The 24,538-nt window shown below is 44.0% G+C and carries 26 protein-coding genes and 1 pseudogene; 13 read left to right on the top strand and 14 right to left on the bottom strand.

The genetic code is table 11. The annotated features are described in order from the left end of the window. Window positions 1–47 precede the first annotated feature (47 nt). The 3 genes from P4S59_RS23600 to P4S59_RS23590 all read right to left on the bottom strand — a co-directional run bounded on the left by P4S59_RS23600 (window position 48) and on the right by P4S59_RS23590 (window position 2,674). Window positions 48–1,448, bottom strand: a complete 1,401-nt coding sequence (locus tag P4S59_RS23600) for a fructose-specific PTS transporter subunit EIIC (protein ID WP_337169163.1) — start codon at window positions 1,446–1,448, stop codon at window positions 48–50. 11 nt (window positions 1,449–1,459) lie between these two features. Then, window positions 1,460–1,900: a PTS sugar transporter subunit IIA gene (locus P4S59_RS23595; RefSeq protein WP_006741334.1), complete on the bottom strand. Its 441-nt coding sequence runs from the start codon at window positions 1,898–1,900 to the stop codon at window positions 1,460–1,462. A gap of 300 nt (window positions 1,901–2,200) precedes the next feature. Further along, a complete protein-coding gene (locus tag P4S59_RS23590) occupies window positions 2,201–2,674 on the bottom strand; it encodes a peptide-methionine (S)-S-oxide reductase (RefSeq protein ID WP_005392650.1) in 474 nt (157 codons plus the stop codon). Window positions 2,675–2,867: 193 nt separating this feature from the next. On the opposite strand from P4S59_RS23590, the gene P4S59_RS23585 reads away from it, so the two are divergent. Beyond that, a complete protein-coding gene (locus P4S59_RS23585) occupies window positions 2,868–3,257 on the top strand; it encodes a VOC family protein (RefSeq protein WP_005429448.1) in 390 nt (129 codons plus the stop codon). Window positions 3,258–3,348: 91 nt separating this feature from the next. Then, complete coding sequence (locus P4S59_RS23580; protein ID WP_053808097.1) at window positions 3,349–4,089, top strand: DeoR/GlpR family DNA-binding transcription regulator; 741 nt, start codon at window positions 3,349–3,351, stop codon at window positions 4,087–4,089. Between the two features lie 3 nt (window positions 4,090–4,092). On the opposite strand, the gene P4S59_RS23575 is transcribed toward P4S59_RS23580, so the two are convergent. From P4S59_RS23575 to P4S59_RS23565, 3 genes are read right to left on the bottom strand one after another with little or no spacing between them, the layout of a single operon-like run. Beyond that, window positions 4,093–4,449: a VOC family protein gene (locus P4S59_RS23575; protein WP_046873826.1), complete on the bottom strand. Its 357-nt coding sequence runs from the start codon at window positions 4,447–4,449 to the stop codon at window positions 4,093–4,095. 29 nt (window positions 4,450–4,478) lie between these two features. Continuing rightward, window positions 4,479–5,132, bottom strand: coding sequence for an isochorismatase family protein (locus P4S59_RS23570; protein ID WP_005392655.1), 654 nt, complete (start codon window positions 5,130–5,132; stop codon window positions 4,479–4,481). Window positions 5,133–5,164: 32 nt separating this feature from the next. Then, window positions 5,165–5,890: an NUDIX domain-containing protein gene (locus P4S59_RS23565; RefSeq protein ID WP_005373953.1), complete on the bottom strand. Its 726-nt coding sequence runs from the start codon at window positions 5,888–5,890 to the stop codon at window positions 5,165–5,167. A gap of 299 nt (window positions 5,891–6,189) precedes the next feature. On the opposite strand from P4S59_RS23565, the gene pncB reads away from it, so the two are divergent. The 4 genes and pseudogenes from pncB (at window position 6,190) to P4S59_RS23545 (ending at window position 9,877) form a co-directional block, all read left to right on the top strand. After that, entirely contained in the window at window positions 6,190–7,500 is a 1,311-nt protein-coding gene (gene pncB, locus P4S59_RS23560; RefSeq protein WP_074190011.1) for a nicotinate phosphoribosyltransferase, read from the top strand. 335 nt (window positions 7,501–7,835) lie between these two features. Beyond that, window positions 7,836–8,195, top strand: coding sequence for a hypothetical protein (locus P4S59_RS23555; RefSeq protein ID WP_005373947.1), 360 nt, complete (start codon window positions 7,836–7,838; stop codon window positions 8,193–8,195). A gap of 214 nt (window positions 8,196–8,409) precedes the next feature. Beyond that, window positions 8,410–8,928 (top strand): glycine zipper 2TM domain-containing protein, encoded by a 519-nt coding sequence (locus P4S59_RS23550; protein WP_337169162.1) that lies wholly within the window; start codon window positions 8,410–8,412, stop codon window positions 8,926–8,928. Window positions 8,929–9,098: 170 nt separating this feature from the next. Further along, window positions 9,099–9,877 (top strand): annotated as a pseudogene (locus P4S59_RS23545) (methyltransferase domain-containing protein). Window positions 9,878–9,941: 64 nt separating this feature from the next. Here P4S59_RS23545 and P4S59_RS23540 read toward each other — a convergent pair. After that, window positions 9,942–10,838, bottom strand: coding sequence for a DMT family transporter (locus P4S59_RS23540; protein ID WP_046873824.1), 897 nt, complete (start codon window positions 10,836–10,838; stop codon window positions 9,942–9,944). 94 nt (window positions 10,839–10,932) lie between these two features. On the opposite strand from P4S59_RS23540, the gene P4S59_RS23535 reads away from it, so the two are divergent. The 3 genes from P4S59_RS23535 (at window position 10,933) to P4S59_RS23525 (ending at window position 14,439) form a co-directional block, all read left to right on the top strand. Further along, window positions 10,933–11,817: a LysR family transcriptional regulator gene (locus tag P4S59_RS23535; protein WP_005392662.1), complete on the top strand. Its 885-nt coding sequence runs from the start codon at window positions 10,933–10,935 to the stop codon at window positions 11,815–11,817. Between the two features lie 180 nt (window positions 11,818–11,997). Next, window positions 11,998–12,612, top strand: coding sequence for an outer membrane beta-barrel protein (locus P4S59_RS23530; RefSeq protein ID WP_104970238.1), 615 nt, complete (start codon window positions 11,998–12,000; stop codon window positions 12,610–12,612). A gap of 159 nt (window positions 12,613–12,771) precedes the next feature. Next, on the top strand, window positions 12,772–14,439 hold the full coding sequence (locus P4S59_RS23525; RefSeq protein WP_337169161.1) for an ABC transporter substrate-binding protein: 1,668 nt from the start codon (window positions 12,772–12,774) through the stop codon (window positions 14,437–14,439). Window positions 14,440–14,514: 75 nt separating this feature from the next. Here P4S59_RS23525 and ompV read toward each other — a convergent pair whose 3' ends face one another. The 4 genes from ompV to P4S59_RS23505 form a co-directional block, all read right to left on the bottom strand. Next, window positions 14,515–15,291 carry an outer membrane protein OmpV gene (gene ompV, locus P4S59_RS23520; protein ID WP_124007508.1) on the bottom strand — a complete coding sequence of 259 codons (777 nt, stop codon included), beginning with the start codon at window positions 15,289–15,291 and terminating at the stop codon, window positions 14,515–14,517. 219 nt (window positions 15,292–15,510) lie between these two features. After that, the gene (locus P4S59_RS23515; RefSeq protein WP_012842378.1) at window positions 15,511–16,047 is read right to left on the bottom strand and encodes a copper resistance protein NlpE; all 537 of its coding nucleotides are present in this window, start codon (window positions 16,045–16,047) and stop codon (window positions 15,511–15,513) included. Window positions 16,048–16,299: 252 nt separating this feature from the next. Next, window positions 16,300–17,529, bottom strand: coding sequence for a quaternary amine ABC transporter ATP-binding protein (locus P4S59_RS23510; protein ID WP_104970235.1), 1,230 nt, complete (start codon window positions 17,527–17,529; stop codon window positions 16,300–16,302). Beyond that, a complete protein-coding gene (locus P4S59_RS23505; protein ID WP_046873819.1) occupies window positions 17,522–18,421 on the bottom strand; it encodes an ABC transporter permease in 900 nt (299 codons plus the stop codon). The genes P4S59_RS23510 and P4S59_RS23505 overlap by 8 nt, the downstream gene beginning before the upstream one ends. Before the next feature lie 501 nt (window positions 18,422–18,922). Here P4S59_RS23505 and P4S59_RS23500 point away from each other — a divergent pair. From P4S59_RS23500 to nqrM, 3 genes are read left to right on the top strand one after another with little or no spacing between them, the layout of a single operon-like run. Next, a complete protein-coding gene (locus P4S59_RS23500; RefSeq protein WP_253651429.1) occupies window positions 18,923–19,213 on the top strand; it encodes a DUF134 domain-containing protein in 291 nt (96 codons plus the stop codon). Next, on the top strand, window positions 19,210–19,725 hold the full coding sequence (locus tag P4S59_RS23495) for a NifB/NifX family molybdenum-iron cluster-binding protein (RefSeq protein ID WP_337169160.1): 516 nt from the start codon (window positions 19,210–19,212) through the stop codon (window positions 19,723–19,725). The genes P4S59_RS23500 and P4S59_RS23495 overlap by 4 nt, the downstream gene beginning before the upstream one ends. A gap of 1 nt (window position 19,726) precedes the next feature. Next, on the top strand, window positions 19,727–19,936 hold the full coding sequence (gene nqrM / locus P4S59_RS23490) for a (Na+)-NQR maturation NqrM (protein WP_005392671.1): 210 nt from the start codon (window positions 19,727–19,729) through the stop codon (window positions 19,934–19,936). On the opposite strand, the gene P4S59_RS23485 is transcribed toward nqrM, so the two are convergent. Continuing rightward, window positions 19,914–20,708 (bottom strand): phosphotransferase, encoded by a 795-nt coding sequence (locus P4S59_RS23485; protein WP_005392672.1) that lies wholly within the window; start codon window positions 20,706–20,708, stop codon window positions 19,914–19,916. The genes nqrM and P4S59_RS23485 overlap by 23 nt on opposite strands. Window positions 20,709–20,918: 210 nt before the next feature. Here P4S59_RS23485 and P4S59_RS23480 point away from each other — a divergent pair, with 210 nt between their 5' ends. Continuing rightward, complete coding sequence (locus P4S59_RS23480) at window positions 20,919–21,113, top strand: hypothetical protein (RefSeq protein ID WP_005392673.1); 195 nt, start codon at window positions 20,919–20,921, stop codon at window positions 21,111–21,113. 71 nt (window positions 21,114–21,184) lie between these two features. Here the strand turns inward: P4S59_RS23480 and fusA are convergent, their stop codons facing one another. Then, window positions 21,185–23,209, bottom strand: a complete 2,025-nt coding sequence (gene fusA, locus P4S59_RS23475) for an elongation factor G (RefSeq protein WP_337169159.1) — start codon at window positions 23,207–23,209, stop codon at window positions 21,185–21,187. A gap of 293 nt (window positions 23,210–23,502) precedes the next feature. Continuing rightward, complete coding sequence (gene dgcA, locus P4S59_RS23470) at window positions 23,503–24,495, bottom strand: N-acetyl-D-Glu racemase DgcA (protein WP_337169158.1); 993 nt, start codon at window positions 24,493–24,495, stop codon at window positions 23,503–23,505. Between the last annotated feature and the right edge of the window lie 43 nt (window positions 24,496–24,538).

The raw sequence follows: 24,538 nt of genomic DNA, 5'->3' as shown, positions 1-24,538 counted from the left end.
AATAGAGCCCTTTGGGGGAAAGGGCTCTTAGGGGAGGAGCTTAAGGTTTAAGCTTTCACAAGAGTCGCTGCGTTACGCATCGCTTCTTTCGTTGAACACTCAACAACGTTTGCTTTTGCAAAGCGGTGAGCGTCTTTTACCTGGATATCGTGAGCTAGAATAACCAGCTTCGCGTTTGCTACATCTAGGTCAGTGATGCGGTTCTGGATACCGTTTTGACCTTGAGTTTCTACTTTGATTTTCAGACCTGCTGCTGCACCTGCTTTCTCTAGTGCTTTCGCTGCCATGAATGTGTGTGCTACGCCAGATGGGCAACATGTTACTGCTACGATGTCGTACTCGCCTTCGCCTGCTACTGGAGCCGCTTGAGCTTGTGCAGGTGCTGCTTCTGCGATTTCGTCTTCTGCTTCTTCTTCAGCTACTGGTTTCCAGAAGCCAACGATAACTGCTGTTGTTAGTGAGCCTAGTGCGATACCCACAACGTACATTGGGATGTTGCTTGATACAGGAGCTGTGATTAGACCGCCCCATGGTGCGTGTAGCAGTACGTCTGTTAGGAAGCCGAACACACAGCCAACGATACCACCAGCAACGATTGAAGGAAGAACGCGTACAGGGTCGTTTGCTGCGAATGGGATAGCACCTTCAGAGATACCGATAGAACCCATGATTGCTGCTGCTTTACCTGCTTCTTGCTCTTGTTTAGTGAACTTCTTTTTGAATAGGAATGTTGCTAGTGCCATACCTAGAGGAGGCGTACAGATTGCGATACCAACACCACCCATTAGCCATGGTTGAGTATCAACTTGAGTTTGAGCGAATAGCGTTGCTACTTTGTTGATAGGGCCGCCCATATCGAATGCAGTCATACCACCAAGAATCGTACCTAGAACCACTTTAGAGGCGCCAGCCATAGAAGCTAGGAATTCGTTCATAGAAGCCATGAAGATCTTGATTGGCTCACCGATACCCCAAAGAACGATACCTGCAGAGATAAGCGTACCAACAAGCGGGTAGATAAAGTAAGCGCCCAACGCAGTCATGTTAGCAGAAAGAGGGATCTTCTTAAGTTGTAGAACTACACCACCAGCGATAAAACCAGCGACGATACAACCTAGGAAGCCGCCGCCCATGTCAGCCATGATGCCAGAAGAGATCATCGCTGGAGCAAGTGCCGGTTTGTCTGCAATTGAGTAACCAATGAAGCCACCAAGAATAATTGGGAACAGCACCAGACCTTTAATACCGATATTAGAAATATCCGCCAATAAACCGTCCGCAGGAACCGCACCTTTACCTGATGCCATTACCGCCAGCGCCAGTAGTACACCACCCGCAACGATAAATGGCAGCATGTGAGAAGTACCGAATAAAAGGTGACCTTTCATGGTACTTAGGAGTTTTTTGAAATCGCTATTATTGCTAACTTGAGCTGTGATTGTACTCATAATTTCACGCCTTATGAATTAATTAAAATATTTAGTATTTGGTTTTCGTCTTTTGCGTTATGAATATCTTCAATAAACTCTTCGCTAAATTTTCCGAATAATTCTTGAAGAACATAAATATGGTGGTCGGCACCGTTATCAGGTGAAGCAATCATGAAGAATACGGTCGGTTTGACTCCCTCTTCGTCGCCATACTCGATGCCTTCGTGCTTTACGCCAACGGCGATTGCAGGCTCTGTAACCGCTTTGCTTTTTGCGTGTGGGTAGGCGATGCCGTCCATTGAAGTCACGCTTAATGCTTCACGTGCTTCGATGTCGGTTAAAAAAGCCTCTTTGCTACTGATTCGATTATTTTCGAATAGCATCTGTGCTAGCTCTTCAAAGACTTCTTTTTTATTATTTGCTTGAAGGTTGCCGTTAATTAAATTGACGTTTGTTAGTTCTGTAATCATTTTGTGACTCATTGGTACTGAAGTAATGAGTCAAATTTAATTAATGAAGTGGTTTTCGGAAATAGTAAAAAAAAACAATAACTATACTTTTGTATCACTCAATCTTAAGTGTGATAGCCGTCATTAATAATGCGGAATATTATAAAATTTATTATGTGATTTATATTCCAGTTATTTTGAAATAAATAAACTGGACATGAAAATGAACTGGAGGAGGATCAATAGTCCTGGTTAGGATGCAAAAAGAGGCGTTGCGCCTCTTAGTTTTGAGATAATAGAAACAGTGATAAAAGCTGGCCATTAATTTTTATATTTATGCAGCAAATCTAACGGGATATGGCAGTAGTCGTTTGGAAAGCGCGTGAGTCGGTCTTGGTGCTCATCATCACTTGGCACGTAGTTTGTGAGTGGCAGCACTTCTACGGCGATTTTATCGGCATCCGGTCTTGCTGCGATAAACGCTTTAGCAATCGTTAGGTGTTGCTCGTTTTGGCTATAAACACCGGTACGGTACTTTTCACCTACGTCTTCACCTTGCTTGTTAACACTGTGCGGGTCGATGATCTCAAACAGATACCCCATTAAAGTTTCAACCGAAACTTGTTCAGGGTCGAATTGGGTTTTCACGCATTCTGCGTAACCATCGTATTCGGATTGAGTGTTATCCGTCGTGCCATTTGCTCGTCCTGCTTCGGTGCCAATTACGCCCGGAAGGTGGCGCATAAATTCTTGCACGCCCCAAAGGCAGCCGCCTGCGAAGTAAATCTCTTCCATCATTTTATCCTGTAAAACTTTGCGCCATTATGGACATCACTTTCGCTCAAACACAACTCCAACCATAGATTTAATGACTCATCGATGAGCAGTTCGGACATAAAACAGGAACAACTCGGTGGTGATTTGCTCTCTTTTTTGTGCTGCTTTTCCTCGTTAGATTGAGCGCAGTTAAGAGCTAAGGGGAATCCCAATGAAAATTGAACATATCGCGATTTGGACAGAACGTTTGGAAGAGTTAAAAGCCTTCTATGAGAAATATTTTAACGCGGTGTCTAACGATAAATACCACAACCCAACTAAGCAGTTTTCATCTTACTTTCTTTCGTTTGAAAGTGGAGCGCGATTGGAGTTAATGTCGATGGAAGGTGTGACCGCTTGTGAAAAATCTCATGCGATGCAGGTAACAGGATTAGCACACTTTGCCTTCGCTTTAGGATCAGAGCAGGCGGTGGATCAATTAACCAAAACCTTAGTAGATGATGGCTACCAATGGATCGACGGTCCGAGACAAACGGGTGATGGTTACTACGAAAGCTGCGTATTAGATCCGGATGGCAACCGTCTAGAGCTTACGGTGTAACGCGACTTAGCTTATTTCTATCGTTCACAGGCTGCTTTCATATGAAAGTGTTCGGGCGTATACTGCAAGCTCATTAATAAGGAGTGAGCCTGTGAACCCAAGACAAAATGAAATCCTGCAATTAGTGAATGATCGTAAACGCGTTCAAGTCACGGAGCTTTCTGACATTATCGGCGTGTCGGGCGTGACCATCAGGCAGGATTTGAATTTCCTGGAGCAACAGGGCTATCTAAAGCGCGTACACGGCGCAGCTACCGCATTGCAAAGTGATGATATTGATACCCGATTAGAAGTCCGTTTCGATATTAAACAATCACTTGCAAATAAAGCGGCGGACTTGGTATCACCAAACGAAACCGTATTGATCGAGGGCGGCAGTGCTAATGCGCTCTTGGCTCGCACTTTAGCTGAACGCGGCGATGTGACCATCATTACCCCATCGGCGTACATCGCCCATCTCATCCGTAACACCTCAGCTAACATCATCTTGCTTGGTGGTGTGTATCAGCATCAAGGTGAGAGCCTCGTTGGCCCGCTCACCAAACTCTGTATTGAGAACATTCACTTCAGCACGGCTTTCTTGGGTATAGACGGATTTCACCAAGACACTGGTTTTACTAGCCGAGACATGATGCGTGCCGACATCGCAGAGGCCATTCTGGCAAAGAATAGACGTAACATCGTACTGACGGACTCCAGTAAATTTGGACAGATTTATCCTTCTTCAATTGGAAATACCAACGAAATATCGGTGTTGTTAACCGACAAAGCCGCTCCGAAAAGCGACCTTGAGCAAATCAAAAAGCTAGGTGTGGAAGTGGTGTTGGGGTAAGTACTAATTGCTCTCCGACCATACTGCGAATTCATTTCCACTTGGTTCGGTGAAGTGGAATCGGCAGCCGCCGGGAAATTCGAAAATAGGGCGGATAATTTTTCCACCATGCTGCTCAACTTTTATCTGCGTGGCCTGAATATCTGAGCTATAAAACACTAAAAGTGCGCCACCATTTGCGGTTTGGTTTACAAACTCAGATTTGAAGAATCCGCCATCTAACCCTTGTCCTGAAAATGCAGAGTATTCAGGACCATAATCGATAAAAGTCCAGTCAAAGGCACGCTCAAAAAATTGTTTTGTAGCGTTAATATTGGTGGAACCAAATTCGACGTAATTCAATTTTTCATGTTGATGCATAGTGAAATCCTTCTCGGTTACTATCGTCTCTAGGCGAATTTTTCTACGATGATGTCATCCGCTTTTTCGACAAATAATGCGCCTTGATCCTTGAGCTCTGTCAGCACATTTTCAACATTATCAGGCAGCACTGCGCGAGTTGAAGCAAGGTTGACCACCACATTGTAGCCAAGATCCAGTGCTTGCATGACGGATTTCTTCACACAAAAATCTAGCGCGAGACCACCGATCACTAGGGTATCAATCCCGTTGAATTTTAGAAATTCATGTGCACCTGTCGTTTTAGTATCGGCAATATCATGGAAGAAAATACCGTAAGGATGCGCATCAGGATCCATGCCTTTATTAACTTGAAAATCATAGTCCAAAACAGGTGGTAAACCGTCTAAAAGTTCTGAACCTGTTGTGCCAAGCACACAATGGCGGTTCCATTTTATATCCACATTGGGTAGACCGACGGGTTCAAGCATGTTGGCTGGTGTTTCTGCATCCCATTTTGCTTTCGGTGGGTGCAAGTCACGGCTCACCAGTTTTAATCGGCCTTTGGCATGATTACTCAGAAGCTCCGGTACGATTTCCAACGCACCTGCAACGGGCAGTTCATTTGGACATAACTCGCTAAAGCCTTTCTCTGGGTCAACGTCGATCACCGCTGTAGTTTGATAGTTTACTCGAACAGTCATGGCAGACTCCTTGTCTGTCTGATTGCCTGCGTTTATCCACGCAAACAGTTTTGAAAAAAGGTTACTTCGTCGCTGGTCAGCGTATATACCATTGCGGGTTTTCCACCTTTGCCTTTGTTGGTAGAAGCGACTTTATTGGTGGGTTTTAGTACGCCTGAATCTATCAAGCGGCGCTTAATCGTCATTCGGCTAATATCAATACCAAACTCTTGATAAGCAGAAATGATGTCGGCAACCAAAAACTCTTTGTCTAATGCAAACAAAAGAACCGATGTGTATTCAATGGATGCACGAAGCTTCTGCCACGCTTTTTCAATGGTTTTTTGATGGTCAAACGCGAGAGTTTCTTCTCCATTGAGTATAGCTTGTAGCGAAAACCATTTAAGTTGGCACTCTGGTACACCAGCATTGTTGATTTGCTCTACATTGTTACGATCGACTAAGGCGTAGTGCGTAATGTTTAAGCTCCAGTCTTCTGGATCGCGCTTTGGATCACCGTCGATAAACGCTTCGCTAAAATGACGAGGGTAGGTATGGATTTTCTCGCGGCAAATTCGGCGACGCGCCGCCTCAAAGTTTTCATCGGCCGGGCGTCCGCCTTCACTGGTTAAGTCTTTATCAAAGACAAATCCGCCCGGTAGTGCCCAGACTCCATGGTATGGCCGATTTGGATTTGAACGTTTAATCAACAACACTTCCAATCCCTTATCGGCACAGCCAGATAGCCTGAATGGAATAATGTCGACAGATACGATCATGGTTGGGTCCTAATATTGATTTGTAAGTAATCTAGCGCATAACAAGTGGTCAATCAATGGGTAAGTAACGAGTTGTGCGAAACGTTTTTGGTAGTGCTTCATAGTACGCCTTGAGTATAAATCTACGAATGAATCTGACTTATTCACAATCTGTGTGCGAATTCTAGACAGAAAAACCTTATAAAAATGAGTGGTTAGTAACAAAAGTTGACAAACTATAGATGGGTGTTTATTGTTTACGCAAATTAGTTAGTAACAAAAAGTTATATACCCAGGAAGGGCGTGTAGAAGGGCACCTAATGACCACCAAACTATTTTCTTCCCGCATCATTCAAAGCGCTTTGGATTTTGATGTCTACAAAGTCAATATGATGAGCGCAGTAACAGCGCTTTATCCTGATGCGATGGTGTCATACAAGTTTATTGTGCGTAGCGAGGAAGATCTCTCTGAACTGCTACCAGAGGTAAAAGCAGAAGTTCTTAAACTGCAAGACATTCAATTTACGCAAGAAGAAATCGAATACATCAAGCGTGTCGCGCCTTACCTGAATCCTGATTTTGTTGATGCATTGCGCCATTTCCGGTTTAACCCGCAAAGTGATGTCTCTTTCCATAATAAAGCCATGGCTGATGGCTCAAGCCAGTTACGCATTACTATCAATGGTTTGTGGCGAGATACTATTTTGTACGAAACGATCATCATGAGTATCGTGTCTGAAGTTCGTAGCCGTCAGCGTTGGTCAGATATCCCTGTAGCGCAATTTACCACCGTTTTAGAAGAGAAAGTTCGGTACCTAAAATCCGAACTAAAACGTCGTAACATCACTAACTTTAAGTTTTCTGATATGTCGACGCGTCGACGTTTTTCCTTTCAAGCTCAGCGCACCATGCTGGAGTTCTTGTGCCAGGAAGTGCCGGAATGTTTGACAGGAACAAGCAACTACCACTTAGCAAAAGAACTGAATTTAACGCCTATCGGTACCGTTGCTCATGAATGGTTTATGGGCCATCAAGCTCTGGTGAATGTGCGAGATTCGCAAAAAGTGGCTTTGCAGCGTTGGCAAAAAATGTTTAACGGTGCACTAGGTATTGCACTGACCGACACGATTGGTATTGATGCCTTCCTTAAAGACTTTGATGAAGAGCTAAGTAACGCGTATTTCGGTGTACGTCACGATAGTGGTTGCCCTTATAGCTGGGGTGAAAAAATGATTGCACACTATCAGTCGCTTAATATAGACCCGTTAACAAAAACACTGGTGTTTACCGACGGACTTAACTTCGAACAAGCGTTAGATATTTGCGAGTATTTCCAAGGACGTATTCAGGTGAGTTTCGGTATCGGTACTTTTCTTGCGAACGATATGGGTGATTATGTCAATAAAGAGGGTGAAGCCTACCAGCCACTTTCTATCGTGATCAAAATGGTCACGTGCAATGGTTCACCAGTCGCAAAAATCAGTGACGAACCTGAGAAAGCCATGTGTGAAGATATCTTCTTTTTGATGAACCTCAAGCGCCGCTTCGAGCAACCTCTTGATTTAAATGAGTGTCGTAAATTGATTGATCGTCTAGAAACTGAAGGTCAAAACTATCTCATCGACGCGTAGGCGTTATCCCTCCTTCTTGATAAGCACCCTCTATCGTTACGACAAATTTATATAGACAAACGTAGAGGGTGATTTCGTTATAGTAATACGCAGAAGTAACCAGATACAGCGTAGGAAAGCACTCGAAAATGAGGTTGTTTTTTTTGATGTGCTATGTGCCTATGATTGGTGTAAATCGATACGTTACAGCATCGTGGAAGGTGTATTTTCATCGGACACTAAACTCAGTCTAATCACGTAGTTTATTCCCATGTACCATGAGGTCACTCGGGTATAGACGTCTATCTGCTTTTATGATTTTGGGCTTCGCGTAATTGCTTGAATCAGGAGTCAAAATGAACCTAGTAGTACATTTGCAAAAGAAAGCGATCCGAAAATATGGCTATGAGATGGCAACTCGGCAGGCATGGAAATGTGGCATCAAGGCAAATCTTGTTAAGCGCGTGATCGGCCTTTTTAAAGGACAAATTGTTTGTGTGGTTGAAGGTTGCCGCGCAGAGTTTTCTTCTCCTCTTAATAACCCCCTTCACGAAGATGACAAGCAAGGGCGATATGTGTTTGTTGGCGGTGTATGCTGGGAACCAAACAACATTATTGCTCCTGGCTTTCCTGATTTTATGTTTATGCACGTGCGTAACCTGAGTCACCGTCATAAGTATTTAACCGACGACGAACTGTTTTTAAGCTTGGCTTAAAAATAAGCCTCATAGGTTAATCAAGCCTAATCATAATCAGTAATGATACGGTTTTAGCTCAGTTGACATTCTGTTGAGTGTTTCTTGACGTACCTTTTATAAAACAGCGTTTCTTTACTCGTTAATGACAGAGGGTTTGTTTTCGCCTGATGTGATTTCCTAATTGCGATTTACTATACCGCTCATCAAAGCAAACCATACTGGGATGTAAATCATGAATATGAAATCTATCGCAATTGCAACGGCAGTTGTTGCTGTACTAGCAGGCTGTAAAGACAAAACGCCACCAGCTCCAACCCAAGCAAACATTACTTTGGTTGAAGCGGTGACTGAAACTGTGAAAAATCCACACCAAGTATGTAAAGACGTGGTAGTAACGGAGCAAGTTGCCCCTACGGACGATAATAAGATAATTGGTACGGTCGGCGGCGCAGCAGCTGGCGCGGCATTGGGTAATCAAATCGGTGGCGGCTCAGGTAAAGTGATTGCAACTGCAGCTGGTACGATCGCTGGTGCATTAACGGGTCGTAAGATTCAGGAGAACGTGCAACAAGGCGATGTAGTGACAACGACGAAAAAGCAGTGCCATACAGAATACACAACATCTGAAAAAGTAGTGGGTTACGATGTCACTTATGAAGTTTCAGGTGCGCCAACGACGGTTCTCTTAGCGAGCAAGCCAGCGACAAAAACGTTCCCAATTCAAGATGGCAAAGTTGTTCTTCCGCAATAACTAGCTCCTCAACCGAAGTAATTAACAAGCCCTTTTATCTTTGAGATGAAAGGGCTTTTTCACATAAGCGGTGTTTTCATCTATTTTCCCGCGGGAATGTGCAGCCAGAATTACCAGCTAATTTCAGCGTTCGATACAATCACTTTTCGAAAAGTACGAACGGAAAAAACATGGAAGATTTTTACCTGACCGATCGCGGTTTAGCTGGCTATTTCGAAGCGCAATGGTTCGACAAGTTCATCGAAGATAAGCAGATTGAGACGATAACCAGTCGCTCAAAACAAGTCCCACTCTCTTTTTTGTCATCACCTCACTACTCCCAAGTTGCTGATTTTATTGCGCAGGCGGTAATCGAAAGCAGCGTTCAGCCGTATTCCCTACTTGAGGTTGGCGCGGCGCTGGGAAGAAACTATTATGAGTTAGTGCAACGCTTACCTAACCTTAAAGAAGCGACGCTTGTGGAGCCTTCAAATAGGTTGATGGATGGTTTGAAGCAACTATTAATAGAAGGACAACGAGTCGAGCTAACTTATCTTCATGATGTGAACACCTTAAACGCTTTAGAGGTAGAGAATAGAGATATCGTACAGAAATGTGCTCATGTTGAGTTGACGCTAATTAACCAGCCTTTTGAGCTCGATACTCTCCAATCTCGCTTTGATTTAGTCGTATGTTTAAATGTGATTGATCAATGTGAGTCGCCACTTAGCGTGATCAATGCTCTAAAAAAACCACCAAGGTTGGTGGGCTGATCGTTGTCTCTTGCACTTATCAGTGGAGTGCGAAACACATCAAAAATAAAGAAGAAGCGGTTGATGATATCAAAGAATACTTTGCTGAAGGCTGGCGTCTAGTGTCGGAAGCCGATCATGAATATCGCATCCGGTTTAATGATCGCTTTGCAAGGCAGTTTTTATCTCATGTGGTCGCTTACATCAGAATGGATTAGAGCCACATAAAAAAACCGAGTACTTACGACTCGGTTTTTTTAGTCTTTGAGATAGAGCGCGATTTTAAGTAACGTGCGCCTCTTTTTGTTCTCGCTCTTGCTGAGCTTGCAGCTTTTTCTTGCGACGCTCTCGTTTAGAAAGCCAAACTAGAGGCACAACAATCATAATGGTTCCTATTGCCATAAATATATCTGGCACTTCTCCAAACCAAATCAATCCCACAAACACGGCACCAATTAAGCCACTGTATTCAGCGCTGGCAATTTTGTTGCTATCGATCGAGCGGTAAGCGATGACACATGTTGCTGCATAAATCATGATGAACAAACTTGAGCCAGCAGCAACAGGGAAAGCACTCCAGTCCCAAGGTTCTGCTTCGATCAGAACAAGTAAGAAAGCTACTGGAATACCTGCCAAGTTTGTCATCAATAACGTTTGCATGACGGACTGATTTTTTGGCAGTTTTCTAATAAGCAAGTTATTGATTGCCAGGGTAATAGCCACAACTAAAGCCGAAATCGCTGCCCAGTCGATTTGATCTGGACGAATGATGACCAATACACCGGCAAAGCCCATTATCGCAGCGGCGACCGATTGCTTAGATAACTGTTCTCCAAAAAAGATTGCTGCAAGCGGCAACATGATCAATGGCGCGGCGTAGAAGATTGCGTTCGCAGTTGCGAGCGGTAAAGATGAAATCGCCAAAACCATAAATATAGCACCAAGCAACCACACGTGAGCGCGGACAGCATGCCATTTAAATCCTTCAAGAAAATGAGTCTTTTTTGTCAGCAAGCAGACAGGCAGTAGAAAAAGCACTGCGGAAATTTGTCGGAAAAAGACAAACTGAAAAATAGGCACTTCATTTCCGACACTTTTAATTAAAGAGTCTGAAAGCACCGCAATGAGATTCCCAACAATTAATAGCAGCATAGCTGCGCCGACCGATGTAACTTTCACTTATTTCCTCTCCTCTTTCTTTGCCAAAGAGTAGGTGATGTCATAGGATGAAGTGAAGTGATATTTATTAGTTTAAGTATGAGATTTTTAGATAATGAAATTGCCACCACTCAGAGCGGTTCACTGTTTTGAATCTGTCGCTCGAAACTCTAGCTTTTCGCTTGCGGCTGAAGAGCTCAATGTGACGCAAAGTGCCGTTAGTCATCAGATACGATTATTGGAAGATTATTTGGGCGAGTCATTATTTATTCGTCAAGGAAGAAAGCTCTCTTTATCGGATACTGGTGCTCGTTATTTAGAGGATATTAGCCCGGCAATTAGCTCTATTGCGATGGCCAGCCAAAAGGTGAGAGAGGGGGACAAAGGCAGCATACGTTTAGCGATTTATAGCTCGCTTGCCGTAAAGTGGCTTATTCCGCGTTTGTCTGATTTTAAGCGGTTACATCCGGAGATCGATCTGACACTCAATATGGTTGTTGGTGATCCTGAGCAGACAGATAGCGTTGGTGATTGCTTTATCACGGTAGAGAAGCCAAAGCGCAACTATATGTCGGTGAAGTTATACGCGGAAACGCTGTATCCCGTATGCAGCCATAAAATTTGGAAAGAGTTACAAGATCAACCCATTCCAGAAGCGCTTTGGCGATATCCTATTTTGTCGACAGACTCTATTTATCGTGAGAGAGGAAAAGACTGGGCTGAGTGGTGCAGAGCGGGTGGTTACACTTTGCCAAAAGATGTCGATGTTCAACATTTTAGTCATATGTTGTTGGCAATTGAGGCTGCACGTTATGACCAAGGCATCGCATTTGCGAATGATTTTATGCTCAATGAAAGAGATAAAGCGCATGATTTGGTGTATATCCCTTCTCATGGATTAGAGACGGGGGACAGCTTTTATTTTATTCATAAAAAGAGCCGAGCCAAGCAGGCGGAAATTATCAAACTCACTAATTGGTTGAAGCAACAGTGCTTGTGAAATGACTAAATTGTCATGATTAAGAAAGAAAGTGGCAAAGTTGTGTTTAAATATTTCATGTTTTATTGAGTTTTTATTCATTAACATCAACTTGGTTTTGAAACCGAGTGAAATGGATAGCATGACGTGCTTAAGGATGGGCAAAACACAACCTCAATAATTAACAGGCAGTGAAATACAATGTTTAAAAAAACATGGCTAATGACAGCCCTTCTAGCAACATGTTCTGTTGCAAACGCAGCTCCTTACGTTGGTGTATCTGTAGGTCAAGCATCGTTTGGTGATGTAAACGGTTCACTCAGCGCTGGTGGAAATACCGCAACTACTAAGCTTAAACTTGAAGATGATTCAAGCCTGTCAGGTAAAGTATTTGGTGGTTACAAGTTCAACGAATACATTTCTCTAGAAGCAGCCATTGGTGGCTACGATGCTTTAGACGGCAAAGTTGTCACAGTTGGCGATATGAAGTTTTTAGCCATCCAACCAAAAGCGACGTTGCCAATCGGTGACCATTTTAATCTTTTTGCGAAAGCAGGCCTTTCCTATTTTAATGCTGAAGTAAAAGTGAGTAATGCGGTTTTAGGCGGCAGTACTGGCCATACCACGCTTTCTGATAGCACGGTTACTGGCATGTACGGTTTAGGTGCTGAATTTGCTATTACCAAAAACTTTGCACTGCAGGTTGAGTGGGAGTACATGATGCCTGAGCTAGAAGTATCAAAAGGAGCGTATGGCAAAGGAACCGTTGATACTGAAATCAATGTATTCTCAGTAGGTATGAACTACCGCTTCTAAGAATAAGTATTTAGTGCTCTCTGGGCGTAGCAAACGTTTTTGACTTCTGTTGGTCGAGCTAAGCCCGAGCTTTAAATTTGCTTAGATATAGCATAGTAAGTTTAGTTGTTAAGCTTACTATGCTATTTTTTTGCTTTGGAAAAACGCTTAGGAAGCCTTGTGAACGATGTCAATCTTAGGTATCTGGATCTACTGTTAAAGCACTTTGAACCTCATCAATATCACTTTGTTACGCTGTCGGAGCTTGAAGTGGTAATTTGTACGTCAAGGCGCAATGTTTCTATTGTGATGAAAAAGCTTGCCACCTACGGTTGGGTAGATTGGAAACCTGCAATTGGCAGAAGTAACGCCAGCCGCCTGAATATTACTATTTCCCTTCAACAAGCGATGACCGAATTTTTGGTAGAGGAGCTTGGTCGGGGAAGAATGAACTCGATAACAAAACTTATCGATTGGTTTGGCCAAAGTGCTGTCAGGGCGCTGACGATTGCCTCTGAAAAAGTGAACCAGTTGAATGAGTCAAATAACGCTATTTTGATCTCCTCTTATCCTTGGGTGTCTAAGGTCGATCCTGCGAATACTTATCGTCATACTGAACTGCATGTGGCGAAAAGTGTTTATGATGTTTTGCTGACTCAAAATTCCAATGGTGGCATTGAGCCTTCGCTAGCACATGAGTGGAAAATGGAAGGCAATGTGATGATGTTATGGTTGAGACCTGGAATATATCGTCACGATGGCGAACTTCTTAGCATACAAGATGTTGTTTGGAGCATAGAAAGACTTAAGGAAATAAAAGGACCAGTACACGAGCTCTGGCAATGCATTGACAGTGTGGTTGCTGAAACATCGAGCTGCTTAAAAATTACATTGAAACATCCGAACATGTTTTTTCCATACATACTAACCACTCCTCACGCTTCTATTCTTTGTCGAGATGTTGTTTCTTTCGGCTCGGGTTATTCGTACCACATAGGTACTGGACCATTTAAAATCAGTGGTTGGAACCAAGAGAGTATGCTTCTTCAAGCACACAAAGAATATTTTTCATCGCGTGCATTGTTAGACCAAATTACGCTGTCTCATGGTGATGTTAAGGCCCTGAATATGTTGAGTTTTAACCAAACATCTGATCACGTTGAAGTGGAAAAAATCAGTGCATTTTCATATTTGACCTATCGGGAGCGCGCGGACTCTAATCTTGCAAAAGAAGACTGGCATCAACTCGCCGATTACATCAATGCGCAAAAGAGAATCTATGAGGCGCACAGTGCCATTGACAGTATTCAGTTAGCGACCCAAGAGCACGATTTACTAATAGCAGAGGCTGTTGTGACGCCTAAGCTACAAGGTAAAGTAGCGCTAGCTGAGCCAGTCTGGACGATACCGAGTTTAATTCGTCACTCTGAGTGGTTGCACCGTGTGATTCGGGCGACGGGATTAGAGCTGGAGATCGTCATTATTGATGATATTAGTTTTCCTGAAGTCGCATCACATCGAGCGGACTTGCTCCTAATTGAAGAAGTTATGGAAGCGCCGTTTGAGTATGGCGTATTTGAATGGCTATCGATAGCAACAGGTTTGCGTTTTAGTTTTGATCAAAGCCAGATGTTGATCCATCGAGAAAACCTTCGCGAAGCCATGACAAATGCTCAATCTTTACAATCTCTTTTAGGCGTAGAAAAAGCGTTACGAGAGCAGTATCTTTATTTGCCTTTATTTGTTGGCTATGAAGAGGTGACAAAAACACAGCAAGTGCGCGGTGTTCAGGTGAAAAATACGGGTTATAGCGATTTGCATCGTCTCTGGATCGCTCACTCTAACTAGCATATTTCGACACGGTGAGCACAGAGTATGAATACATAAAGCCATCGCAATGATGGCTTTATGTGGAATGTAGAGTTAGAAGTTGTACGACACACTCGCGCCAACAACCCATTGGTTTGCACTATCAACAATCGAGGAATCGCTGATACCGCTGCCTAGGCGAGTGTATTGTGTCATTTGGCTCACTTGCCAGTTATCGTTGATTGGCATGACTAGCTTGTAGCCTAAACCATAGCTTACTGTTGAATCACCTTTGTACGCTTTGCGGTTTGCATTTGCTTCGCGTTGTTTTACGCCAAAGTAGTAATCTACGTAGTCTTCACTTTGATAAGTTAGGTTAGCAAAAGGAACAAAATCAACACTACCGAAGTTCATAATGTGGAAGTAAGTCGCGCCCGCTAAGTAACCTTTGTAAGCACCACTGATATCATGTTGAAGGTATGTTGAAATCACATTGTGTTGATCTAACGTAAAGTCAGTGTTCAAACCTAAATCGACAGCAAAGCGACGTTTATCCGTGCCTTTCAGGCTCTTTGCAACATCACCGTCACGCATGACACCACTGCCAACAAGGTAAGCACTCATGTTGATTAATTCATTGGTGTTACCGAAGAAGCGGTAGTTAATGCCACTTAGATCGGCGTTAAAGTCGTCACCATGGTAACCGCCATTTAGAATTGGAGCTGTATTGTATTTTTGATCTTTGAAAAGATCGCTGCCATGAGCCACTCCGACTTCCGCGTTCCAGCCACCTTCATTGTTGTAGATGTTACCGTTACGAATATAAGTATCACCAGCAACCGCTGAACCAGCAGCAGTCAGAGTTAGTAGTGCAATTAATGTCTTTTTCATCATTTTTCCGAGTTGTTCTGATTTGTTTTGAACACTGTACAAAATGAAGTTGTAAGCCTCTATCAGCAAAGCGTATGGAAATGTAATGAACCATCAGGATAAGAAGCGGAACGTAAGATCAGAGGAGGAAGATAAGAAAGGCAACCGCCGTCGATGGAAAGAAAAAATCCGAGCTGGGGTAGCTCGGATTTAGATTATTTATCAGGTATCGATACTAACTTATTGTTGTTTCGTTAAGTTGTATAACGGTGCTAGGTCACCTGTTACTTTTTCGCCATTCATGTCTAGCTTCATAAGTACATTTTCACCAACAAAGTATTGGTTTGGCGCATCTTCGTTTGTCAACGTTACGATGCTGCCGTTTGCATCCCAAGTGAATTGGCCTTCAGACTTTGACTGACCGTCTTCTTTGTCTTGGTAGCTTTCTTCAAGTACGTAAGTGCCATCTTGATTTAGTGTGATGATCATGTCGATACCTGAACAATCCGCACATGGAAGCGTACCTTTGTATGTGCCGTTCCAGTCCAGGGCATTTTGTGCGTTATGCTCAGAGTCTACAAATGTTTCTTCAGTGATGACTTGTTCTTCTGCTACTGGCAGCGTGTCAATTGTCTCTGTAGTAACTTCTGCGCTAGTAGTGACTTCAGTTTCCGTCGCTTGAGGTACTTCAACTGCGCTTGTTTCGGCAGGTTTCTCATCTTGACAGCCTGCAAGAATGATTACCGCGCCTGTTAGTGCCAACATTGTTTTTTTCATTTTATCCCTCTTTAAATCAAGATTTTGTATGAGAGTAATAGTAGACATTTATCAGGTATTTGCGTCATCAAAAAGCAATAGAATGATCTATCTATGTCAATAAAACCGAATATGAGCATGAAATTGTCAGGAAAATCAGAACAATGTAAATGTTGATTGGGATATCAAGCTTGAGTCTACAAATAAATATCTAGAGGGGGCAGAGATAGCTGAAAACAGCCCACATTGCCGTGAGCTGTTTTATTAAATCAGTTAAGAGGCCTTATCGATGTTTGAACGTGAGGTGCTTCGTTTTGTGCTGTCTTCATTAGCGAATAGACCAGCAACAGTACGACGCTCTAATTCACCTTTCAAATGACCATGCTCATCGACAACGGGCAGTGAGTATTCGCACGACATGGTTTCAGTCAATATTTGCTCAATGGCTGAATGGGGAGAGATGATAGGTACTTCTTCATAGATATCATCATCCCAGCTTGGGGTTTGAGCTAACTTCGTCGCGTCTAGTAACCCTTGTTGCGTTATCACGCCTTGATAGCCTGCATCGGTCACATGATAAGCATAATCACGTTTAACTCGTTTCATCTCACTGAGCGCTTCTTCAATGGTTTTAGCGGCAATGCGATATGAAGGTGGCTGCATCACAGTCTCAACCGTCAATGCTCGCGCTCTATTGACGTCTTTTACAAAGGCTTCAACGTACTCATCGGCAGGATGCAGCAATATTTCGTCTGGTGAACCTTGTTGGACAAGCTCACCGTCTTTAAGGATCGCAATGCGATCGCCAAGGCGCAGTGCTTCATCTAAGTCGTGAGTAATAAAAACAATCGTTTTGTGTAACTGCTGTTGCAGTTCTATTAACTGATCCTGCATTTCGCTCCGAATCAGTGGGTCCAGCGCTGAAAATGCCTCGTCCATTAATAGTATTTCGGCATTGGTTGCCAACGCTCGCGCGAGGCCTACGCGTTGCTGCTGACCACCTGATAGCTGAGCGGGATATTGGTTCTCATAACCCGTTAATCCAACGGTATCCAACCATTCGTTTGCTTTTGATAAGCGCGCTTCTTTACTTATTCCTTGAATTTCCAAACCGTAAGCGATGTTGTCGATAACAGTGCGATGAGGCAATAAGCCAAAACGTTGAAACACCATCGACATCTTATGACGACGAAACTGCTCTAACTCCTTGTTAGAAAGCTGCATGACATCTACCCCTTCCACCAAAATCTGTCCCATGGTTGGATCGATTAGGCGATTGAAGTGGCGAATCATGGTGGACTTTCCTGAACCGGATAAACCCATAATGACGAAAATCTCGCCCTTTTTAATTTGGAGGTTGATGTCTTTTAGCCCGACCGTGTGCCCCGTTTCCGCCAACACGTGTTCTTTACTATGTCCCAACTTGACGCGCTCAATCACGCTGTTGGGTTTGGGGCCGAAGATTTTATACAGACCGCTGATTTCGATAAGTGGACTAGTCATGCTTTAAATCTCCTAGATGGGCTTGAGTGCGTTTCGCATACGCTTGTGAAGCGCGGTCGAAAAGAATCGCTAGGGCGACAATGGCTAGACCATTTAAAAGACCAAGAGTGAAATATTGATTGGTAATCGACTTAAGAACGGGCTGGCCCAAACCTTTTACCCCAATCATCGATGCGATGACAACCATCGACAGTGCCATCATTATCGTTTGGTTGATTCCCGCCATGATGGTTGGCATTGCGAGCGGAAGTTGGACCCCAAAAAGCCGCTGTTTACTGCTGGCACCAAATGCGGTTGCGGCTTCCAACACTTCTTTATCCACCAAACGAATACCCAAATTAGTTAAACGAATAACAGGTGGAATCGCGTAGATTACTACTGCGATGAGGCCAGGAATTTTGCCGATCCCGAGTAACATAACAACTGGGATGAGGTACACAAATGCCGGCATGGTCTGCATGACGTCGAGTAATGGCGTCACAACAGACTGAATACGATTAGAGCGCGCCATGGCGATGCCGATAGGGATCCCGAGTGTGATTGCCAGCATGGTACACACCGTGATAATACTGAGCGTGCGCATTGTGTCTTCCCACATGCCGAAGTAGCCAATCAGGATAAGTGAGCCAAAACATGCGATAGCCAGTTTCCAAGAGCGACTAGCGGCATAAACGAGGGCGGTGCAGACGCCTAAAACAACGACCCAAGGTGTTGAAATAAGCAGTTTTTCAAACCAGACAAGAAATGAAAGGAGCGGATCAAAGAGAGACTCGATAAGTTCACCATATTCACGAGAGAAATCTCGGTAGGCGCCATCGAGTGTTTTGCGAATCGCTCTAAGATCAGAGCGATCCATTTCTGGGAATTCGCTGAGCCAATTCGAGTCAGACATATTTACTTCCTTTTCTGATATATCTAGGTGCCCTCAAGAGCGTGATTCAGCAAGAATGGCTGGGATCGTAGACCAAGTAATGATTGGTGGTTCGATAGGTCCTCCATCTATTGTTTTACCCTTTAGGCTCATTTCAATGCAGTCGACCTGCACTTTATAGTTACTTAGGGAGACACTCTTTTAATAAAACAATCATTAGTGTTCAAATGAATGATTTGATCGGATTATAGTTTTTCTTCTCCAATAAAATGAATACATTAGCGCGTATTTGTATGAAAAGTCTGCGCAAACTAACGTTTTTATTATCTAGATAATTAGAATTGATCTTTTTGCTCGTTTGTCACCAAAGTTTGTCAATTCTTAGATATCTAATTAATCCTGATGTCTTACGTATTTATCGTGTCGATTTTTGCAAACTTAGTTTATTGGCATATGCTAAAAATGTTATTGGCATATGCCAGTTTAAGGCGTAATTTGACCCTGTGTTTTCGAGGGATAATGATGGCAAGACCAAAGATAGAAAGACGAATATGCGGACGTGCTGCACACCATTGTTTCAAACCCAATGGCGTGCCATTTCATCAGTTGGAGCAAGTCGCCATATTACCAGAAGAGCTAGAAGCACTGCGTTTGGCCGATTTAGAGGGTCTTAGCCAGCAGCATGCTGCTGAACAGATGGGCGTCTCTAGACAAACTTTTGGTAACACAGTAAAAAGTGCAAGATTGAAAGTCGCAAAAAGTTTAGTTGAAGGTCATGCATTAGTTTTTCCGGATGAGGAGTCAAACTTATGATTTATGCTATTCCTAATGATGGTGAGCGGGTGGCAAACCACTTTGTTAAAGCACCATATATTGCTATTTATTCTGATACTGACGGTATGCTAAAAAACTTAGCGAACATTGCTTCGATGCCACAAGCAGGTTGCAATGCGAAGTCTCAGTTAATTCAGTCTCTGCAAGAGTACAATGTGGATGCTGTACTTGTACGAAATATCGGTGAACGCGCACTAGCCAAATTACTTCGTAGTGGCACGCAAGTATTCAGGCTTTCTACCCGTAGCTCACTGGAAGATGTACTTGCGGTTCCAAGAGAGCCTCTCATTGAGCCGTCTCAAGGTCGTCCCTCAAACAATCATAAGAAAAATGCTCACAAGTCAAAAGGCGGTTGTGGTTCCTGTGGTTGTGGTGGCAAAAAATCCAAACTCTCCTTGCTGGCAAGACCGAAAGCACCAGCAGGGCTACTTAAAGTGACATCTCGCCCTGCTATACTTAGGCTAAAGACGATGGCTAATAAGGCAGGTTAATATGGTTTGGTTATTTACCTTTCTTGGTTTTCTCGCAATCATTTTGTTGATGTCGCTTGGCGTCATTTTCCACAACAAGCGTATTCAAGGGAGTTGTGGCGGATTGAATAATGTCGGTGTTGATAAGGTGTGCAATTGTGAAACCTCTTGTGCCGAGCCTGAAAGACGTTTGTATCAAATATCCGAACCTAATTCGTCATCTGAGCGCTAAGATCTTTTGCCCATTTCGGTAAGGTTTGTTTAAACCAGTCAATGTATTTACTGGTCTGAGGGTTCTGTCTCGAGACCAGTATATTCACCACTTCTACCACCATCCACGTTTTAGCTATTGCAATCGTTCTTGCTAAATTACTCGCATCGCCTTGCTTTGCCGTCTTGGTATAGGTATGCGCCACACCAAGATAATCTTCGAATGTGCCCATGCCTTTGACTAGTGGTGCTAAATCTATCGCGATATGCCCTGTCGAAAAACGTTCCCAGTCGAACAGCACCAAATCGCCATTATCTCGTCGCCCCCAGTTCCCGGCATTGGTGTCTCCAGAGATCAAATTTTTGGCGTTGAAAAGCGGGCCGGATTGCTCTTGTAGCTGATAAAAGAACCGCTCTGTTTTTGCGTCTAGTTTGAGCGTGTTTAAAGCTTGGGAAGTGGCTGGTTGTGTCCACTGATGAGGATGATAAACACCGTCTGATGTCGGAGATAGTCTATGTATTTTAGCTAGTTGTTCTATCACGCGCGGCTCTTCAAGCAGGAATTCTTGATTGACAGAGTGCGGGATATACTCGATTCGTAACGTATTTTGTTGGTGATCGTAATCAATGAGCTCAGGTACAAGAATGCCAAGTTCATTGAATGGTTTAGCCTGGTGTTGATAAAAAGCGACCTCAACCTGTTCTACCTGCTGCTTTTCAATGAATGAAATGCCGTGTTTTTCTACCAGATAAACTTTGGCACTGCCCATCTGGTTAAGCTCTTGCTTTGACATAAGACATCCTGTCTTTTGATGGTGGAATCTTCACTTACCTTAAACGCGAAAGGTGTGTGCGCCAAGAATACTTAAAGAGAACATTGAAACAAAATAATGCAATGGTTTGAGTATAAAATTGTCGCTGGTGTCTAAATTTTGCACAGTGGCTTTTACGCATCGTTAACCACGTTCTACGCTTAATATTCGATTTAAACAAGGAGAACCAATATGGCTGTAATAAAGCAGGATATTCCAAATCGTGTAACGGTTTATCATGACAATGTCGATCAAGAACAAGAGCTGAAAAATGCGATGCTGCCAGAGAAACCGCGCTACTTTAACGGTGCTCCGACTTACAAAGCGAACAGCATCGAAGAGTTTGAAAATAAAATCAGTCAGATCGGTTTGTCTCTCGATAAATAAATTTTAATTTACCTAAAAGCGCCCTCATTTTGAGGGCGCTTTTTTATTTGATTGATTTGAATCGTAGGGAATTAACCTTGTTGAGCACTGCCTTGGCAGACTTGTTTTTGCACTGCTGGTGGCGCAGGCTCGTAATGGCTTAAGGTCATACTAAAGCTGCCTTCACCACCAGTGATGGAGCGTAATCGACGAGCGTAATCTTGCAGCTCATTTACTGGTGACTTAGCTTTCAACAACGTGAATTGGCCATCGATCGGTTCAGTGCCTTCTATTAATCCTCGATTACCTGACAAATCCCCAGACACGTCACCGACGTTTGTGGTTGGGACGTGTAACTCCATTTGGACAATTGGCTCTAACACAATAGGATCAGCGTTGTTAATCGCATCTAAAAAGGCTTTCTTACCTGCGATGACAAATGCAATTTCTTTCGAATCGACGGAGTGATATTTACCGTCATAAACGGTGACTTCCACATCCTTAATTGGGTTGCCAGAAATCGCGCCTTCCTCTAACGCTTGCAAAATACCTTTTTCAACAGCAGGAATGAGCGCGGTTGGAATAGCGCCACCCACCACTTTGTTGATGAACTTAAATCCCGCGCCACGTTCGAGTGGACGAACCTTCAATTGCACTTCACCAAACTGGCCTGCACCGCCACTTTGTTTTTTGTGTCGATAATGCCCTTCGGCAGGTTTGGTGATGGTTTCAAAGTATTCGACGCTTGGTTGGCAGGTTTCGACGTCCAGTTTGTACACGTTCGCCATCTTTTCTAATGCGACTTTGAGGTGAAACTCCCCTTGGCCGCTGATGATGGTTTCGTTGGTGCGAGCACGATGTTCGATGCGCAGCGAAGGATCTTCACTGGCAATTTTATTCAGCACATCTCCTAATTTTTGCTCATCTCCACGCTTAAGAGGCTTCAAGCACAAAGAATACATGGAGTCAGGAAGATCCAACGTTTTGAGTTGAACACCATCTTCTTCGTGAGAGTCATGAACGATTGAATCGAATTCGAGATCATCCACTTTGGCTAAAACGCAGAAGTCGCCCGCAAGCGCACGAGGGATCTCGGTTCTATCTTTGCCCTGCAGTTGATATAAGTGCCCAACTTTAAATGCCTTGTTGCTTTCGCCAATATAAAGCTGGCTGCCCGCATTGATTTCACCCTGATACACACGTAAGTAGGCAAGTTTTCCCATATATGGGTCGACGCTGACTTTGTACACGTGTGCGACGGTGTGCTCTAAAGTTTCGCAATTTACTTTGATTTTTTTGCCGTTCTTTTCCAATAGAGGAGGGTTACCTTCGTTTGGCATGGGCATGATCTCCGCCAAGGTACGAAGCAGAAGCTCGATGCCCGCGCCGGTTTGTGCTGAGACAAAACAGACCGGAATCACATGTCCAGTTCTCAGTGCTTCTTCAAACGGATCATGCAGTTGCTCTGCGGTGAGTTCGGAGCCTTGTTCCAGATACAGTTCCATCAGTTCTTCATCGACTTCGATAACTTGATCAATCAAGGTCTCATGAGCTTCATCTACCGTCGCAAGTAAGGTTTCTCGTCCCAATTCTGGTTCGAAATAGCAGTCAACTACAGATTCTCCGTCAGCCGAAGGTAAGTTGATCGGCAAGCAGTGGTCCCCAAAATGCTCAACGATGTTCTCCATCAATCTTTCTAACTGACTACCGTGGTTATCGAGCTTATTGATGATGATCATCTGACATTTTTGCTGCTCTTTAGCAAAGGTGAATAAGCGATCGGAAGTTTGGTTTAGTGGGGTTTGAGGGTCGATGACAAGGGCGGATGTTTCAACGGCAGGAAAAACGCTGATCGTACGGCCAAGTAACTCGTTTTGTCCCGGAGTGTCGATGATATTGAGCCGATGTTTATTCCAGCGCAGTGCGACTGGCGTTGCTTCAATACTGTGTTGATATTGGATGGATTGAGGGTCGAAGTCGGTAACGGTATCGCCTTTTTCTACGCTGCCTAAATGGTGAGTGGCATCGCAGGTGAAGAGCAGTTTTTCTATCAGCGTGGTTTTACCGGTCCCGGTTTGGCCGACGAAAGCGATATTGCGTATTTTGTTTATAGGCATAGAGCCTCCTTGCAAGATGGCGTGAAAAACCTACGAATTGCTAGGAAGTGGGTTGCTATAGAAACCCACGCACTGCATTGGAGTAGGGCGGGATTACCGCCTATTCGTCTTCCATGTCATTTTCCGGATGACTCGATGCATAAGACCACCTTCTTGGACTACTGTAATCTTAGCATGCCGTAATAACCGTATAATTTATGTGACTTATTTCATGATGGGGCTGATTGTTTTTTAATCGAGATCATAAACTCAGAGGTTCTGACTTTTCGATCAAAACCTCGGGATTATTTAGGCTATTTGGAAAGAACGATTTCGCCGTCGCGATAAACTAAGCTCGGCGTTACATCTTGTCCGAGCAACACCGGGCCATCAAGATCGACAACGCTTGCCTGAGCAGCAATGGGTAACGCAGCACGCATCGCCAGCGACGTCCCCAACATACAACCGGACATGAGGCTAAAACCGAGTTCTTTTGCATCGTCGGCCAGCAATAATGCTTCACTGAGCCCACCTGTTTTATCTAGCTTAATATTCACCATCTCGTATTTTCCAAGCAGTTGATGCAATTGCTCTCTGGTGTGACAACTTTCATCGGCGCAAAGTGGAATGGGGTGCGGAATGCTGGCGAGTGCGTTGTCGCAGTCTTGTGGCAACGGTTGCTCGATCATGGTGATATTAAACGATTCGAGTTGATCAAATACCGTCGCGAGGTCGAGGCTTTGCCATGCTTCATTCGCATCTAAAACAATTTGCGCGTGCGGCGCGGCATCGCGTACTGCTGCAACGCGCTCAATCACGTTTTCACCATCCAGTTTTACCTTAAGCAGTTTTGCGCCTTGGCTAAGGTAAGCTTGCGCCTGTTTTGCCATCGCTTGCGGCGTGTCGATAGAAACCGTCATCGCCGTCACAATCGCCTCGGGTAACGTAAAGAGGTCGTGAACCTGCTGCTTGTGGCTCAAAAGCGCGCGAAGATGCCAAAGGGCGCAATCCAATGCATTTCTTGCCGCTCCTGCGGGCAATAACGATTGAAGCTGGCTTTTGAGAGCCATCACATCAGCTTCGCCTTTGGCGTACAAACTTTGCAGTTCATGCGCGGCGTGAGAAATCGCCTTAATTACCGATTCAACCGATTCACCATAACGTGGGTATGGTGTGCATTCTCCTTGGGCGATCATGCCTCGATGTTCAATTGTCACGCGGACTACGTGGCACTCTGTCCGACTGCCGCGAGATATGCGAAATGGTGTCGCCATGGCAATCGTGACAGGTTCTACATGAATTTTCATCTCACTAGTTTTCCCTAAACCGCAGTTATTTTCTAAACCGTAA

The organism is Vibrio sp. M60_M70, from assembly GCF_037162085.1.
In the GTDB taxonomy this organism is placed as follows: domain Bacteria; phylum Pseudomonadota; class Gammaproteobacteria; order Enterobacterales; family Vibrionaceae; genus Vibrio; species Vibrio diabolicus.
Note: the sequence above shows the minus strand (reverse complement) of the source record. Positions and strands in the feature narration are given on the sequence as shown.